Consider the following 15864-nt stretch of genomic DNA (forward strand, 5'->3'; position numbering starts at 1 on the left):
AAGGGGCCGATGCCCGGATTCTAGAGCGGCGTAAAGTCGAGACCGATGTCGGCTGCCGGCGCGCTCTGGGTCAGGCGGCCCACCGAGACATAGTCGACGCCGGTCGCCGCCTTGGCCTTGATCGTGGCGAGATTGATGCCGCCGCTGGCCTCGGTCGGAACCCGTCCGGCGACGAGACCAACCGCTTCGCGCAGCGTATCGGGCTCCATATTGTCGAGCAGCAGCCGGGTCGCGCCCGCTGCCAGTGCCGGTTCGATCTGGTCGATACGGTCGACCTCGCAGATGATGTCTTCGACGCCCGCCTCGACCGCGCGGCGCACCGCCTCGCCCACCGATCCGGCGACAAGGACGTGGTTGTCCTTGATCATCGCGGCATCCCAAAGGCCCATGCGGTGGTTCGATCCGCCGCCCATGCGCACGGCGTATTTTTCAAGGTGCCGCAGGCCGGGAATGGTCTTGCGCGTGTCGAGCAGCGTGCAATCCGGATTGTCCATCGCAGCGACATATTCGGCGACCATGGTGGCAATGCCGGAAAGGTGCTGGACCGTGTTGAGCGCGGCGCGTTCGGCGGTCAGCATGGCGCGCGCGTTGCCTTCGAGGCGCATCAGGTCAGTGCCGGCCGGAACGCTTGCCCCTTCCTCGACGAGGATGTCGATGGCCATGTCCGGGTCAAGCGCGCGAAAGAACGCCTCGGCCACCGGCAGGCCGGCAACATGAATGGCATCGCGCGTGTCCATGACCCCGGAGAACCGCGCATCGGCGGGAATCACGCTTTCGCTGGTGACGTCCTTGCCGCCGCCGGGCAGCCCCTCGCCGAGATCCTCGGCAAGCGTGTCGCGGACAAAGCGTGAAAGATCGAAACCGGGTAGTTCGAAAGTCACTAGCTATCCAATTTTCCGTTCATGGTGTTCGCGGGTAGCGAGCACTGCTTTTAGGTCGGCGTAGGCAGCCTTCCACCGTGGATCGTTCTTGAAGAGAATCTTGTCCTTCGCCTTCTCAACCTCGTGAGGCAACAAGTCCGAGGATTCCGGGCCATCCTCGCACCAGCGCAGACGGATCAGCCTCGCAAGCAGCGCTCCGGTAGCCATGGGTTCCAAATCGCCCCGCTCAACTACGTCTAGAGCCCTCTCGAGGCCGTGTCCCTTCTTCATGAATCTTCGTCACCAAATTTCGATCTGGCGGACTAGTGCACGAAACGCGCCACGACGTCACGGTAGCTTCGGCTTACCTTCACCTCCGCGCCGCTATCCAGCACGAGGAAGCATTCGCCATTGGTGTGCGGTTTCACCTGGCGCACCTGGTCGAGGTTGACGATGGTCGAGCGGTGGACGCGCTGGAACTTGCGCGGGTCGAGCCGGCGTTCGAGGTCCTTCATCGTCTCGCGCAGGATCAGCGAATTGTCGCCGGTGTAGATGCACATGTAATCGCCGGCGGCCTCGATATGCTCGATCGTATCCGTCTCGACGCGGAAGATCTGGCCGCGATCCTTCACATTGATCAGCTTTTCGTAGCGGCTAGCGGCCTCGGCGCCATCGCCGTCTTCGCCCGCAAGGGTCTCGGCCGCTTCGGGCGCGACTTCGGACAGCACGCCCTTGAGTCGCTCGGCCTCCTCGGTCGATTTCTTCTCGGCGAGACGCTGGCGCACGCGCTCGATCGTGTCGGCCAGCTTGTCCTCGTCGACCGGCTTCATGAGGTAATTGACCGCGTTGGCTTCAAACGCGCGGATGGCGTGTTCCTGGAAGGCGGTCACGAAGACGAACAGCGGCGGTTCGATCTCCATCACGCCCTGGACCACCGAAAAGCCGTCGAAACCCGGCATCTGGATGTCGAGGAAGACGAGGTCGGGCTTCAGGGTCTTGATCGCGCGGATCGCTTCGCGCCCGTTCTGGCAGGTCTCGATGATCTCGACGTCCTCGAAGGGTTCAAGGCGGAGCTGGAGGCCCTGGATGGCGAGCTTCTCGTCGTCGACGAGGATTGTGCGAATAGTCATGTCGTCTGCTGTGCTTTCGGGGGTAGTTGCGAGGGTACAACGGCTGGGGGAGCCGAGGGTTTCGGAAGCGGTCGGGCCTGGGGGGTGGCCGGAGCGGCTGCGCTGGGTTGCGCGGCCGGGACGTCAACCTCTTCGGACTCGAAGGGCAGTTCGATGAGGACCGAGAAACCGCCACTTTCCGGGGAGCGGATCTCGAAGCGGTGTTCCTCGCCATAGGCCTGGGCGAGGCGGTCGCGGATGTTGGTCAGGCCGACGCCGGTGGAGTCGCGCCGCGCGCGGCTGGGGCGCACCGCCGGAAGGCCGGCCTCGATGCTGTTCATCGTCATGCCGGGGCCGGTGTCGGATACGGTCACGCGAAGGCGCGGGCCCACGACTTGGGCGACGATGGAGATCTCGGCGCCGTCCTCTTGCGGGCTGACGCCGTATTTGATCGCGTTCTCCACCAGCGGCTGCAGGAGCATCGCGGGCAGGCAGGCCTTGGCTGCGTCGGGCTCGATCCGGAAATCGGAGCGCAGCCGCTCTTCGAACCGCATCTTCTCGATTCCGAGATAGAGCTTGAGCGTCTCGACCTCCTGCTCGACCGTGACCTTGCCACCGGGCTGGGTGACGAGCGTGTGGCGCAGGAAGCTGGACAGGCGCGTCAGCATCGCGTTGGCGGTTTCGCTCTGTTTCAGGAGCACCAGCGTGCTGATCGAATTCAGCGTGTTGAACAGGAAATGCGGGTTTAGCTGGTACCGCAGCATGGCGAGCTGCGCGCTGGTCGCCTGCGCCTCAAGCCGCTCAAGCCGGTCGGCCTGTTCCTCGACCTGGAGGAAGAAATTGATTGCGTAATAGAGCGCCGACCAGGCGCCGAGCAGCACGAGGTCGATGAAGAAGATGCCGACGAAAAGATTGGCGAAATTGTTGCCCGACGAGGCCGCGCCGGCAACTTCGAGAACCCAGCTGTCGATGAAGGCGTAGACACCGGTCGCAAAGCCGAGGACCAGCGCGGTCACGCCCCAGGTGATCAGCGGGCGCTGCTTGATCAGCTGGCTGTAGACTACCGCGAGGATGAGGCTGATCGAGAAGCCGGTGATCGTCGCGATCAGGATGATGACCAGCCGGTCGGGAGGTTGCCCGTTGGCAAGCGCGGACATCGCGCGCAGCAAGGTTGCGCCGCCCCAGCCGGCAAGCTGGAGGTTCCAGAACGCCTGGTTCTTGTTGGCGAAGAACGGCGTGGGGCGAAAAGGCAAAGCAGCCATTGGGAGTGTCCTCTAGCCCAATTGCGACGAACTGCGCCAGTCGCTACAGTGCCCTGGACAGCCGAAGCGAGGGAGAGACGCGATGGGCGTGCAGGAAAATATCGACCACCCGGCCGCAGAGCGCGCCAAGTTCCGCGAGATGAAAGAGGGCACGGCCGAAGACTGGGCCATCATCGGCGGCGAATACCGCGCCTTCGCCAAAGGCCTTGCCGACCGCGTGCTTGATCACCTCAAGCTCCTCGACGGCGATTTCGGCGGCTTCCCGGTCGACCGGCTCGAACACTCGCTGCAGACCGCCACCCGCGCGCACCGCGACGGGCGCGGCGAGCGCTATGTCGTGATGGCGCTGCTCCACGATATCGGCGACACGCTTGGCAGCTACAACCATCCCGAAGTTGCCGCTTCGATCATCAAGCCCTTCGTGAGCGAGGAAGAGCACTGGATCTGCCAGAACCACGGCGCCTTCCAGGGCTACTACTACTTCCATTTCCTCGGCATGGACCAGAACGCGCGCGACAAGTTCAAGGACCACCCGCATTACGAGGCCTGCCGCGAGTTCTGCGAGAAGTACGACCAGGCCGCCTTCGATCCGGATTATGAGAGCGAGCCGCTCGAGTTTTTCGAGCCGATGGTGCGCCGGGTGATGGAACGCCCGCTTGCCTCGGCTTACGCCAAGGCTCTCGAAGAGGAATAGGCGCGCAGCCTAGCCCGCGCTGTCGAGCGCCTCGGCGAGGCGCTCGGCCGGGACCATGCCTTCGATTGTTTCGTTGCCCGCCACCCAGCTGGGGGTGCCGGTGAACTGGAGCGTGCGGGCAAAGGCCATGTTCTTGGCCAGTTCGGCGGTTGCTTCATCCGAATTGGCGAAGGCCTCGGCGGCGGCCATGTCGAGCCCGGCGATCTCGGCGGCGCGCTGGATGCCTTCCTCGCTGGGCGAACCCTGCTCGAACATCGCGTGATAGAAGGCCGCGTATTTGCCCTGCTGCGCCGCGGCGAGCGCCATGCGAGCGGCGGTCTCGCTGCCATCGAAAATCGGCCATTCGCGCACCACGACCTTGAGGTCGGGGTTGGCGGCGATCAGCGCGTCGACGGCGGGCACGGACTGGCGGCAGAAGGTGCAGCCATAGTCGGTGAACTTCACGAGGACGCTGGTGCCATCCGGATTGCCCAGGACCGCACCGGGGAAGGCCTCGGCCACCTCATCCGAGATTTCCGCAAGGCGGCCCTCAGCTTCGCCGCGCTGATAGGCTTCGGCCATTTCCGGCAGGATGTCGGGGTTCTCGACGAGATAGGCGCGCGTCTGGCTATGGCCGAGGCCCGATAGCGACCACAGGGCCGCGCCGCCAAAGCCGGCCACCAGCGCGATCAGCGCCGTGATGAGGTGGTTTTTCATGGAGTCCCTCTCGAATGCGTCAGCCCGGCGCGCAGTTGCGCTGGCGCTGCATTTCGCACTGCCGCTCGAGCAGCGCGCGCGCCTGCATGCCGATATCCTGCGCGCGAATCCAGTCCGGCGTGCCGTGTTCAAGGCCAGCCTCGGCCGCCCGGGCGCTGCGCAGCGCCAGCGGGTACTGGCCCGCCATCACTTGCTGCTCGGCCGTGGCAAGCCGCGCCCGCGCCGTATCGCCGCGCGCCGCGTAGACGACACCGAGCTGGTACCAGGCGAAGGGGTTGAGCCGGTCCCGACCGACAGCGGCGCGCAGGACACGCTCGGCCTCGGCGAAATTGGCATCGTCCTCGGTCGCGATCAGCGCGTGCCCGAACATGCTGGCAATCAGCGGTTCGGAATTGGTCAACGCGGTCGCACGGCGCAGCGGATCGAGCGATTCTTCCGGCCGGCCCGATTCGAGCAGGACCTGGCCCTTCAGTTCGAGGAAATATGGGTCGTCCGGATTGGTCGCGAGCAGCTTGTCGGCGGTTTCCAGCGCCAGGTCGACGCGGGCGCTCTGGTGGTAGGCGTAGGCCCTTGCGTAGAGGCCGGGGACCGTCTGGTCGGTCTCGGGATAGTCGCGCAGGGTCGCCTGCGGCTTGCCGATGTAGCCGACCAGCTTGGCCTTCACCCGCTCGAAATTTGCCTGGTTGCGTGCGTTGGCAGGGGCATCCCACGCCGGGTCTTGCTCGTAGACTTCGCGCAGGGCCGCGATGCGGTCGCCGGACAGCGGGTGGGTGCGGTAGAAGCCCGCCTCGTCGCTCTGGCTGTAGGCGTAGCGGTATTCCATGTTGAGCAGCTTGCCGAAAAAGGCGAGCGAGCCGCGCCCCGAGATCCCGGCTTCGGAAAGGTACTGCGCGCCGGCGAAATCGGCCGAGGATTCCTGCGCGCGGCTGAAGGAGAGAAACTGTCCGAGAGCAGCCTGCTGGCCGAGCGCGAGGATGCCCATTGCCGCTTCGCCCGCACCGGCCAACGCGGCGCCGATCCCGGCAATCATCGACAGCAGCGAGACCCGGCTCGCCGAGGCCATCCCGTCGCTGTATCGCAGAATATGGCCGCCGGTGATGTGGCCCAGTTCGTGCGCGATAACGCCCTGCACTTCCTCGGCCGTGTCGGCGGCCTCGATAAGGCCCGCGTGGATATAGACCGCCTGGCCGCCCGCGACGAAGGCGTTGATGGAGCGGTCGCCGACCAGGATCATGTCGACGTTTTCCGGCTCCAGCCCGGCGGCCTCGATCAGCGGGGCGGCAATTTCGTCGAGGAAGGCCTCGGTTTCCGCATCGCGCAGGATGCTCTGCGCGGCGACCGGTTGGGCGGCGAGAGTGGCCGCGGCAAGAATGGCGAGCAGGCGGGCGAGGAAACGCATCGCCGCAAGCTTTAGGGTATTCGCGCCTGAACCGGAACTGAAACCTCGGTGACCCGGTGCGCAAACTCGACAAGCGCGGTGTCGACATCGCGCGAATTGCGCCAGGGGCTCGCCAGCGAGATCAGCGGGGCGTTGTGGTCGAAGCCGTCGTAGAATCGCGTCTCGACCGGGGCACCTACGCCTTCGAGCGCCGCAGCCAGCGCGCGGCTGTTGCGCGGCTTCACCAGCGTGTCCTCTTCGCCGTGGATCAGCAGGATGGGCGGTGCGTCCGCCCGGACGTGGTTGACTGGCTGGCTTTCCGCGCCCGTGCCCACCTCGCCAAAGCTCGCGATCGTGGATTCGCTGTCGAAAGGAAAGAAGTCATAGGGGCCGGCAAGGCCGACCACGCCGCGCACCGAGGCGCCGGTTCCTTCGAGCCAGCGTTCTTCCAGCGCGACCTGCACGACGTTGTAGGCCCCGGCCGAATGGCCCGAGACGACGATACGGTCCGGGTCGCCGCCAAATTGCGGCGCGAGGCGCGCGGTTTCTGCGATGGCGGCGGCGGTGTCCTCCAGCATGGCGGGATAGCGACCGCTTTTCCCGAGCCGGTATCCGGCAAGGACGACAAGGAAGCCCTCCGGCGCGAGCGAGCGGGCAACGAAATTGTAGTCGTCCGGATCACCCCAACGCCAGCTGCCGCCGTGGACGAACAGCAGGACAGGCAGCGGCTGGGAGGCATCTTCCGGCGCGTAGATGCGCAGCTTCTGGGCCGGGTGGTCGCCGTATTGCGTCTTCGACACCAGCGTTACCCCGCGCGTCCCGCCGGTAAGCCGGTCGACCGCATCGAGCACGGCGGGACCGTTGTTGCGGATCGCCATGAGCAGGGCGCCGCCTGCAAGAAGGAGGATAGCGACAAGGCCAAGGAGGATTTTCACGCTGCGCCTCATGGTTTTACGCCCGGCTCGGTCCCTTCGACGGTTTCGACGAGCGCCTTGGCTTCGTCATCACCGAGAAGTCCGACCGAAGCGAGGAAATTGCGGCCCGCAGCGTAATCGGTTCCGAGCCATAATGGCACATTCGCCGCCTCTAGATTGGCCTTTGCGGTTAGTTCGTCTGGACTCATGGCCTCACCGACCTTTCGGATAAAGACCGCGCGGACCCGGCCGGGGTTGGCCAGCGCCACATCGGCAAAGGCGGTCAGGTCTCCCTGGCTGTCATCGCCCACCAGCGCGAACCTGAGCTCGGGGTAGGCGCCGAGGATCCCGTCGATCGCGGCGCGCTTGTGCGCTCCGTGGCTGGAGGAGCCGAAGGTTGCGCGGTTGAGACCCCAGTCGCGCAGGAAGATCGGCCCCAGCGGCAGGCCGCGCCCGCGAATATAGGTGACGAGGTAGCTGAACAGGTTCCACGGGCTCGACGAGACATAGAAGAAGGGGCGGTGCGTTGCCGGTACGCGTTCGCCCGCGTGGCCTTCCCCCTCGGCCAGCACTTCGCCGCCGCCCAGCGCGTTGTAGAAGACGTCGGCGCCCGGAACGATGATCCGTTCTTCCGGCATCTCCATCAGCACCCGGCGCCAGTTGCGCAAAACCTTGCGGAAATCGCCCGTAATCCCGGTTTCGATGATGGTGTCGTCGATATCGGAGATCACTGCGAGGCCGGTATCGGTCCCCGGCACCAGCACATGCGCATCGAGGCAATGGTCGCCGGTTCCGTTGGTCCAGTGGAGGACGGCGGTTTCCCAGGCCGCGTGTTCGCCGTAATCCCAGGCCGGATCGAGCCGGATATCGAAATGGACGAAGCCTTCCTTGTCGGTCAGGCCCTGGTGGAGTTCGCTCGTGCCGCCGGGCCGTGCAATCTCCAGCTGGACGGGAAATTCGGCGACCTCGTGGCTGGCGAACTGGCCGAGCATGGTCTTGACCGCGCGCCACTTGCCCCGCTTCTCGAAGCTCCCAACCCGCGAGCGCAGCGCACGCGCCGTAAGCCGCAGCCGCTCGCGGTTCCGATAGCCGAAATAGGGCTGGATACGGACGTGTTCGGTGGGCAGGAACGGCATCGCCCCCGCGCTAGCCGGAGCAGCGCGGGGGCGACAAGCGTTTTATCCAGCTTGTTGTTTTAGCCGAGCAGCTTGCGCGCGGCGCGTTCCACCAGCGGCACGTCTTCCGGCACTTCGCCGATGACTTCGAGCTGGCCGTCTGCCGTGCGGCGGACCATCACCAGGGCGAATTCGGCGCCGTCCTCGTCGAGATCGGCGAGCGAGAGGGTTTCCAGCGCGCGCAGCTTCTTGGCGAGATTGGGACGAACGGCCTTCTTGTCGTCGACCGGCTTGCCCTGCTCTTCCTTGCGCGCGCGGCGTTCGGCGTTGACCACGCCCTTGAGGCCGCCTTCGGCCTCACGGAGGAAGGTGGCGAGCTTGCCGCGCTCCACGCCCACGCGGTGCGCATGCATCAGGACGGCAGCGTATTCGGTAAGGCGCGTCTTGTCGTAATCGGCGCCGAAAACCAGCTTCACGACCGGCGTCATGGGCGCGCGGTCCTGGAAGGTCAGGCCGTTGTCGACCAGCAGTTCGTCGAAGTCTTCCGGTGCGTTTTCGGCTTCGAGGCTGAAGTCGTAGGCGCGGCCCACGGCGGCATAGAGCGCCTTGCGGCTGCGGTCTTCCGTATTCTGCGCGGTCTGCGCCATTTCGCGCGCCGCGGCGAGGCAGTCGTAGAGACCCTCGGGCGATTCTTCGTCGACCACGGGCTCAGCCTCTTCCTCGAAGATCTCTGCCACGGGTTCTTCCACCGGCGCGGGCGCGGCTGCTTCCTCGGCTTCGCTCTCGACCGGTTCGTCAGCCGGAGCCCCAACCGGCTCATCGGCGACGTTCTGTGCGGCCACTTCGACGACCGGTTCCTCGATCGCTTCGGGCGCTTCGGCCTCTTCTTCCGCAACAATGGCGAATTCGGTCGCCTCGTCTTCGTAGGCGGCCGGTTCGGAGGCGCCTTCGAGCGGCGCTTCAGGCTCAGCCTCATAGGCCACGGGTACGCGCGGCGGCAGCGCAACGTCTTCGCCTTCATAGGCCTGCGGAATCGCCGGGGCCGGCTCGTTGCGCGACAGGTCGACGCTCTTCTTGTTGCGACCTCCGCGGCTTACCAGCGAGACGAGGCTGCTGGAGCCCTCGTCGCCGTCGCCTGCGAGCGGATCGACGAGATCGTCGACGTCGTCTTCGCCTTCGTCCTCATCGTCCCATTCGGGAAGGCCATAGTCAGCGGCGGTCTTGATGCCGCTGTCGAAGCTGTCGTCGCTTTCCTCGCCGTAGCCGGTCTCGTCATCGCTGGCAGCAAAGCCGCCGAGCGGATTGCCGAGCGCGTCGACACGCGGGCCGGCCGGAGCCTCGCTCACAGTGTCTTCGGCCGAAACGGCCTCGATGGCTTCGTCCTCGTCGTCCTCGACCGCACCGAAGGCCGGTTGCGGAAGGGCGCCATGTGCGTGGCTGTCCATCATGTCGTTGTTCCCGAGTTCGAGCACGTCTTCGCCATAGGCGTCGGGCGCTGGCTTGGTAAGCGATTCCGCGGTTTCGACCGTGTCCTCGTAGGCTGCATCGTCCTCGTCATCACCCAGGGCCTGGTCGATGGCGAGCAGCAGCTCGTCGGCGGTCTGCTGGTCGGCCATTTCCTTCCAGTTGATCACGCCATAGATGAAATCGATGGTCTCGTTGTCGCTCGAATAGGGCAGCAGGATGCCACGGTAGAGCACCGTTGCGCCGCGTTCGTTGGTGAATTCCGCCTCGAAGCCGATCGGCGCCTGGTTGGCGATGATCTGCATGTAATGGTCGGTGATGCGGCTTAGGACCGAGCGGCTCGGCACATTCGACAGCAGCGCAAGGTCGCCGTCATGGCCGGCTTCCTCGGCCAGCTCCGAGCCCACGAAGCCGACCTTGGGGTCCTCGATGTCGTCGGACAGGTCCAGCAGCACCGAATAAGGGCCGAAGTCGTCGAGCGATTCGGGTTCGAGGTCGGAAATATGCGGGAAGGCGAGGTCGCCGAGCAGGCTGGCCCAGTGGTTGTAGGCACGCACCTGCATGCGGCGCTCGTCCTGGCCGACGGGCGACGGCGGCGGTTCGAGATCGGCGTCGGCCTCATCGACGATATCCTCGTCGATGTCCTCCGCCGTATCACGCGAGCCGAAAAAGCCGCCGAACCTGTCCATCACTGCTAAAGCCCCCGAAGAGTTTTGCTCATTCGAAAGCGGTATGCGGCCACCGTGGTAAACATATAGTTAAAGAAATTAACCATGACTGCGGCGCATTGGCGGCCGCAGTCAGAGCATGTAGCGCATCCGGATGGTGAGGGTGCGGTCGTCCTGGCCGACATCGAAGGCGGCCTCGGAGAATTTCGGCGGTCCCATGCGGACCTTGGCATCGCGCGAGAAGCCGAAGCCCTCCTTGGGCATCATGCCAAGCGCGCGGTCGGCCTTGCCGTTGCCGTTCTCGTCATGGAGCAAGGCGATGGCGTAACGCCCGGGCTTCACTCCGGTGAAGGTAAAGGCGATCGAGCCTTCCTGCGCATCGGCGGTTGCTCCGTGCGCTCCGGCGACGCCGCGGCAGCGGGGAAACTTGTCCTCATCGGTGGTCATGCAGGCGCGCACGATGCCCTTGGCGTTGCGCAGGTTGGTGACCGTGACCGAGATGGTCGCACCCTTCGACGCGGCAGGCGCGGCCGAGCCGGCCGGAGCGTTCGCGCCGAGCGCAGCGGCCAGCGGCAGCATAGCGAGGGCAGCAGTGCGTTTCATGCGTTGGGGCTCAGCCCGCGATCCGTGCCGCAGAGGCGATCCCAGACGCGAAAATACAGTCCGTAGTTGCATCGATACTCTTCATGATGACGCTGGTGGTGGCTGGCGGTTATCAGCCAGCCTCCTAACCGCGAATGAACTAGGCGGCGGGGAAACATTTCCCAGCCCATGTGATTGGTCACGCCCATTACCGTCATGATCAGGAGGACGAGCCCGAGCATGGCGACATGGATGGGGATGAGAAAGACGAGCGCCGGGATCACCACCGCGCCGGTGATCGCCTCCCAAGGGTGGAAACTCATCGCCGCCCAGGCGGTCGGCGGCCGGCTGGCGTGGTGGACGGCGTGCATGGTGCGAAACAGGCTGGGCCGGTGCATCAGCCGGTGGGTCCAGTAGAACCAGGTGTCGTGCGCGAAGAGGTAGAGCAGCGGCGCCAGCGGCAGGTACCATAGGGGGTAGGCGTTCCAATCGGTGTAGATCTGGGTCCACCCGCGCTCCTGCCAGCCCCAGGCAACGATCCCGGCCGGCACACCGTAGATCGCGGCCGAGGCCAGCGACCAGCCGATCTCGCGGCGGATCTGCGGGCCGAGCCTGTCGTGGTATCCGGGGCGCACCCGGTTGGTGATCGCCGCGAACACCCCGCTGGTCGCCAGGTACCGCAGCGCGACGATCGCGGTCATGGCGGCGGCAGACAGGAGGATGGCGTTCCACATGGTCCTGGCGACCCTAGTGGCGCGGCTGGGGCGCGCAAGCCGCCTTGGCTATTCGGGCGTACCCCAGGGCGCGCAGTGTGGGTCGAGCGCAACGGTCGCGCGGCGCAGCGCCGTGCGCGCGAGGCGTTCGACCTCGACCTTGCGGCGCGCGGCAGCAAGCGGGCGCAGCGGCGCGGGCCGTACGATTTCGCCGTCATAGCCGTCGGCCACGATGACCCCGCAGCAGTCGGGCCGGTACCCGTCGCCTTCGAGGGGGCTGCGGTCGAGCCCGGGAGGCAGGCCCCAATAGAACCGGTCGCAATAGTCGAGGTAGTCGGGCCATTTGCCATCGCCGAGCAGGTCGCCGCGCTGGACCTTGATTTCGACCAGGATGATGCGGCCTTTAGGGTCGACCCCCATGAGGTCCGCCCGCCGCCCGTTGCGCAGCGGCATTTCCGCCAGGCACCAGATGTCGTTGCGGGCAAACAGCCGCGCGATGCCGCGCGCCACATGCGCTGCCGTGAGGGTCTCGATTGCCGAATCTGCCATGCCCTCGAACTGGAACATAAAGAGAACCCGGTCAAGCGCTAAGACCCGCCGGCCGCGAGTCCCGATCCGGGACGCATGCCCGAAGCGCAGGCAAAACATGGTTAACCGACTGTTAAACATGAGCCTGGGGGCGTAGCGGATTGTCCAGACGCCAAGCCCGAACGATGTGGAGATTGCCACATGAAGCTGATCCTGACCCTTCTCGCCCTGTTCGTGGCCACTGCGCTCGGCACTTCGGCTGAGGCCGGCCAGGCGACGGCGGTGATGCAGGTTCGGGCAACGGTAGTGGAAAGCTGCAGCGTCAGCGCCGACACGATGGACTTCGCGCTCGACACCGCGCCCGGCGCGCGTGCTGAGGGGCAGGCGGGAGTTGCGCTCTCGTGCAATGGCCCGGCCGCCTATGAGATCGCGCTCGATGCGGGGCAGAGCGGCGCCCGCGAAATGGTCGACCCGGCCACCGGCCAGAGTCTCGCCTACGAAATCTACAGCGATGCGGCACGCACCACGCGCTGGGGCGATGCGCTGGGCGTCGATACGGTTGCGGGCACGGCGGGCGATGACGGCACGGCGCAGCTCACGGCCTACGGCGCCACGCTCGCCAACGCAGACGGGCTCGCCGCCGGCACCTATGCCGACGCCGTGGTCGTCACCGTCAACTTCTAGGAAAAGCTCAGCCGGCCTCGACGAGGTCGACGATCGCGGCGCGCGCCGTGTGGAATTCGCGCCAGAGCGTCAGCGCTGCTGCCGTCGTATCCTGGCCTTGCGCCGTCAGCGACAGCAGTGCGCGCAGACCTGGCTGCATGACCGCGGCCAGATCATCGATGCCGCGGGCTGCCATCTCGTAGTGCCAACCGCCCTTGTCGGCCGCGCGCTGCGGCAGCTGGGCGATCTCGGGTGACGGCGCTTCGCGGCCAAGCTGGGCGAGGTTGCCCACGGCTGCAGCGGCTTCGTGAACGGCATCCCACTGCTCGGCCAGAACACGCAGCTCCGGCGCCGGGCGCGGGCCCGCTTCGGCGGGCGGGAGCATGGTGGCCTGGGAAAGGTCGAATTCGTGGGATAGCGCGCTCATGCTTGCCATGATTACGAAGCCAGTCTTGCGAAACTCCTAACGCGCGAGTCACCAAAGGGAGGTTCGATTAAAGGCTGGCGAGCCGCGCGCCGCTTTGCTAAGCGCCGCGCTCGCCGAACGGCGCGTGAAAGCACCCGTAGCTCAGCTGGATAGAGCGCTGCCCTCCGAAGGCAGAGGCCACAGGTTCGAATCCTGTCGGGTGCGCCAGCATTTCAAAGCCTTGCAGTCGCCTCCGCAGAAAAACCGGGCCACATGGGGTTGCCGGTGTTACTTTTCGGCACGCCTGAGCGAAGAATGCTTTGCGACAGTATTACAATTTGAGGAAAATGCCCTAGGTAGGGGAGCGAGGGCGCGGTTAAGGCACAAGGTTCATGGACCGGGTAATATACAACTTCGACAGCCTGCCCCTCCGGCAGACCGCGACCCCGGCGCCCAAGCGGCGCGCCATTTACCGTGCGCACCGTACGTCCGATCCGCGCATCGGCGTGATCTATAATCCGCGCAGCCACCGCAACAAGGGCCAGGACCTTGCCTGCACGGGATCCGACCGGATCACGGTCGCCCAGCCGCGCACCCGCAACGAGATTTTCCACGCGCTGTCCGGCTTCGCCCGCGACGGGATCGATTTCCTCGTCATCAATGGCGGTGACGGGACGGTGCGCGACGTGCTGACGATTGGCCAGATGGTCTTTGCCGACCGCTGGCCCGCTGTCGCCGTATTGCCCAAGGGCAAGACCAACGCGCTCAACGTCGACCTTGGCGCTCCGGCCGACTGGTCGCTGGAAGAGGCGATGAAGGCCTATCACACGGGCCGCCGGCTGGTCCGCCGTCCGCTCGCGATCAGCCGCGAAGGCGACGACAACCCGCCGATGCTCGGCTTCATTTTCGGTGCCGGCGCCTTCACCCTCGGTATTGAAACGGGCCAGGACGCGCACTCGCTCGGCTTCTTCAACAGTCTCGCCGTCGGTGCGACGGGCGCCTGGGGCGTGCTGCAGGCCCTTTTCGGCACGGATCGCAACAAGTGGCGCCGCGGCACGGAAATGGATCTGCGTTTCCTGCCCTCTGGCGAGAGCGTGCCGCGTTCGGCCTTTGGCAATCCGGACCGCCGCAGCGTGATGCTCGCCTCCACGCTCGAACGCATGCCGATGGGCGTCCAGCTCTTCGGTGCGCCGCGCCCGGGTTTCAAGCTTGCGGTCCTGGACCACCCGCGCCGCCGCCTGCTGGCCTCCCTTCCGGCGATCCTGACGGGCTGGCGTCCTCGCTGGCTTTCCGATGCCGGTTTCCACCAGCTCGACGCCGATGGCCTGTCGATCGATGTTGCCGAAGCGGTCATCCTCGATGGCGAGGCCTTCCCCGCCGGTCGATACCGGGTCGAGCAGGGGCCGGACATCACCTTCGTCAGCGTGTGACCTCCGCACTTTCGCACCGCATCGCCGCCGCGCTTGACCGCCCGGTGCGCAGCGAAGTCGCGGCGTACGCCCGGCGGCTGGGCGAAGAGGCCGGCGCGCTGGCGGTGCTGTTCTACGGATCGAACCTGCGCACAGGCTCGCTCGAAGGCGTGCTGGATTTTTATGTGCTGCTTCCCGGCCCCCAGAAAGAAACCATCTGGCCGCGCGTCAGCTACCGTGAATGGGACCATGGCGAGGAACGGCTGCGCGCCAAGATCGCGACGCTGTCGCTCGCCCAGTTTGCGCAAGCGGCGAGCGGTGTGTCGCGCGATACGACGATCTGGGCGCGGTTCGTCCAGCCCTCGGCGCTGATCTGGCAGGCGGATGAGGCGGCCCGCGCCGCCGTGCTCGATGCGCTGAGTGCAGCGGCGATGACGGCCGGGCGGCTCGCGGCGGCTGTGGGCCCTGAGGAAGGCACGGCGGAAGACTATTGGCGGGCGCTGTTCCGGGCGACCTACCAGGCAGAATTCCGCGTCGAGAAACCGGGACGCGAGAACGCCATCCTCGAGGTCAACGCAGAGCATTTCGACGGCCTGCTGCCCCTCGCCTGGGAAGCCGCAGGCCTGCCCTTCACGCGCGACGGTGAACGCCTGTCACCCAAGCTCGACAAGGCCGAGCGCGCGCGGATCAAGGCCTGGTGGCGCACCCGCGCGCGGCTCGGCAAGCCGCTCAACCTTCTGCGGCTCGCCAAGGCGACAACCACCTTCGAGGGCGCGGCGGATTATGGCGCGTGGAAGCTCCACCGCCACACGGGTATCACTATCGAAGTGACGCCGTTTCGCGCCAAGCACCCGCTGCTCGCGGCGCCCGGCGCCCTTTTCGAACTGTGGCGAAAGCGCCGCGCTCAGCGGTAGCGCATACGGATCGACATGGTTTCGACCCCGGCGCCTACCGTGAAGGCGGTCTTCTTGTAGCTCGGCTTGCCGAGGTTGAAGATGTTGATGCTGGGGTTGTTCGACATCGCCCCGCCGTCGGCGAAGATGTCGGTTTTCCCGTTGCCGTTCACATCGTGGCGTACCGCAATGCCATAGGTCCCGGGGGCCGGCAGCGGCATGCAGAAGGTCATCGACCCGGCCTTGGCCGGGGCTTCCATGCGGTAGATCCAGCGGCCCTTTTCGAGCCAGTCTTCCTTGGTGCCGCGGTAGCTCTGCACCCGGATGGTACCGCTCGAGGCCTTGATGTCGGTGATCGTGACGCGCACGGCCGGGCCTGCGCCGCTTGCGCATTTGGCAGGATTGTTTGTGATCTTCTCGCGGTATTGCGCTTCGGCGGGGGACGGCGCGGCAAGGCCCGCAAGGGCGAGCGCGCTGACACCGGCGACGGCGGAGAATTGGCGAATCATG

Annotated in this window: 17 protein-coding genes and 1 tRNA gene; 5 read left to right on the forward strand and 13 right to left on the reverse strand. The window is 65.9% G+C overall.

Annotated elements, in window-relative coordinates; all coding sequences use genetic code 11:
- Nucleotides 1-20: 20 nt before the first annotated feature.
- The 3 genes from nadC to KUV82_RS01210 form a co-directional block, all read right to left on the reverse strand.
- A complete protein-coding gene (gene nadC / locus KUV82_RS01200; RefSeq protein WP_219955093.1) occupies nt 21-881 on the reverse strand; it encodes a carboxylating nicotinate-nucleotide diphosphorylase in 861 nt (286 codons plus the stop codon).
- Between the two features lie 302 nt (nt 882-1183).
- A complete protein-coding gene (locus KUV82_RS01205; protein WP_219955094.1) occupies nt 1184-1990 on the reverse strand; it encodes a LytR/AlgR family response regulator transcription factor in 807 nt (268 codons plus the stop codon).
- On the reverse strand, nt 1987-3231 hold the full coding sequence (locus tag KUV82_RS01210; RefSeq protein ID WP_219955095.1) for a sensor histidine kinase: 1245 nt from the start codon (nt 3229-3231) through the stop codon (nt 1987-1989). The genes KUV82_RS01205 and KUV82_RS01210 overlap by 4 nt, the downstream gene beginning before the upstream one ends.
- A gap of 82 nt (nt 3232-3313) precedes the next feature.
- Here KUV82_RS01210 and KUV82_RS01215 point away from each other — a divergent pair, with 82 nt between their 5' ends.
- Nucleotides 3314-3925 (forward strand): HD domain-containing protein, encoded by a 612-nt coding sequence (locus KUV82_RS01215; protein ID WP_219955096.1) that lies wholly within the window; start codon nt 3314-3316, stop codon nt 3923-3925.
- Nucleotides 3926-3934: 9 nt separating this feature from the next.
- Here the strand turns inward: KUV82_RS01215 and KUV82_RS01220 are convergent, their stop codons facing one another.
- The 8 genes from KUV82_RS01220 to KUV82_RS01255 all read right to left on the reverse strand — a co-directional run bounded on the left by KUV82_RS01220 (nt 3935) and on the right by KUV82_RS01255 (nt 12004).
- Nucleotides 3935-4621: a DsbA family protein gene (locus tag KUV82_RS01220; protein WP_219955097.1), complete on the reverse strand. Its 687-nt coding sequence runs from the start codon at nt 4619-4621 to the stop codon at nt 3935-3937.
- A gap of 19 nt (nt 4622-4640) precedes the next feature.
- Nucleotides 4641-6020, reverse strand: coding sequence for a M48 family metalloprotease (locus KUV82_RS01225; RefSeq protein ID WP_219955098.1), 1380 nt, complete (start codon nt 6018-6020; stop codon nt 4641-4643).
- 11 nt (nt 6021-6031) lie between these two features.
- Nucleotides 6032-6934: an alpha/beta hydrolase gene (locus tag KUV82_RS01230; protein WP_219955099.1), complete on the reverse strand. Its 903-nt coding sequence runs from the start codon at nt 6932-6934 to the stop codon at nt 6032-6034.
- An 8-nt stretch (nt 6935-6942) separates the two neighbouring features.
- Entirely contained in the window at nt 6943-8049 is a 1107-nt protein-coding gene (locus KUV82_RS01235) for a phosphatase domain-containing protein (protein WP_219955100.1), read from the reverse strand.
- 59 nt (nt 8050-8108) lie between these two features.
- On the reverse strand, nt 8109-10181 hold the full coding sequence (locus KUV82_RS14275; RefSeq protein WP_375541247.1) for a PAS domain-containing protein: 2073 nt from the start codon (nt 10179-10181) through the stop codon (nt 8109-8111).
- A gap of 111 nt (nt 10182-10292) precedes the next feature.
- On the reverse strand, nt 10293-10763 hold the full coding sequence (locus KUV82_RS01245; RefSeq protein WP_219955102.1) for a DUF2141 domain-containing protein: 471 nt from the start codon (nt 10761-10763) through the stop codon (nt 10293-10295).
- The gene (locus KUV82_RS01250; protein WP_219955103.1) at nt 10760-11476 is read right to left on the reverse strand and encodes a sterol desaturase family protein; all 717 of its coding nucleotides are present in this window, start codon (nt 11474-11476) and stop codon (nt 10760-10762) included. Before KUV82_RS01250 ends, KUV82_RS01245 begins: the two co-directional genes overlap by 4 nt.
- 48 nt (nt 11477-11524) lie before the next feature.
- Complete coding sequence (locus KUV82_RS01255) at nt 11525-12004, reverse strand: MmcB family DNA repair protein (protein ID WP_219955104.1); 480 nt, start codon at nt 12002-12004, stop codon at nt 11525-11527.
- Between the two features lie 180 nt (nt 12005-12184).
- On the opposite strand from KUV82_RS01255, the gene KUV82_RS01260 reads away from it, so the two are divergent.
- Nucleotides 12185-12667 carry a Csu type fimbrial protein gene (locus KUV82_RS01260; RefSeq protein WP_219955105.1) on the forward strand — a complete coding sequence of 161 codons (483 nt, stop codon included), beginning with the start codon at nt 12185-12187 and terminating at the stop codon, nt 12665-12667.
- Nucleotides 12668-12674: 7 nt separating this feature from the next.
- Here the strand turns inward: KUV82_RS01260 and KUV82_RS01265 are convergent, their stop codons facing one another.
- Nucleotides 12675-13073, reverse strand: coding sequence for a hypothetical protein (locus KUV82_RS01265; protein ID WP_219955106.1), 399 nt, complete (start codon nt 13071-13073; stop codon nt 12675-12677).
- Between the two features lie 130 nt (nt 13074-13203).
- Between KUV82_RS01265 and KUV82_RS01270 the strand changes: the two genes are divergently transcribed.
- The 3 genes from KUV82_RS01270 to KUV82_RS01280 all read left to right on the forward strand — a co-directional run bounded on the left by KUV82_RS01270 (nt 13204) and on the right by KUV82_RS01280 (nt 15375).
- Nucleotides 13204-13280, forward strand: a tRNA-Arg gene (locus KUV82_RS01270).
- A 164-nt stretch (nt 13281-13444) separates the two neighbouring features.
- Nucleotides 13445-14482: a diacylglycerol/lipid kinase family protein gene (locus KUV82_RS01275; RefSeq protein ID WP_219955107.1), complete on the forward strand. Its 1038-nt coding sequence runs from the start codon at nt 13445-13447 to the stop codon at nt 14480-14482.
- Nucleotides 14479-15375: a hypothetical protein gene (locus tag KUV82_RS01280; protein ID WP_219955108.1), complete on the forward strand. Its 897-nt coding sequence runs from the start codon at nt 14479-14481 to the stop codon at nt 15373-15375. Before KUV82_RS01275 ends, KUV82_RS01280 begins: the two co-directional genes overlap by 4 nt.
- On the opposite strand, the gene KUV82_RS01285 is transcribed toward KUV82_RS01280, so the two are convergent.
- Nucleotides 15366-15863, reverse strand: a complete 498-nt coding sequence (locus tag KUV82_RS01285) for a DUF2141 domain-containing protein (protein ID WP_219955109.1) — start codon at nt 15861-15863, stop codon at nt 15366-15368. The genes KUV82_RS01280 and KUV82_RS01285 overlap by 10 nt on opposite strands.
- Nucleotide 15864 lies beyond the last annotated feature (1 nt).

Source organism: Qipengyuania flava, from assembly GCF_019448255.1.
Taxonomy (GTDB): domain Bacteria; phylum Pseudomonadota; class Alphaproteobacteria; order Sphingomonadales; family Sphingomonadaceae; genus Qipengyuania; species Qipengyuania flava_A.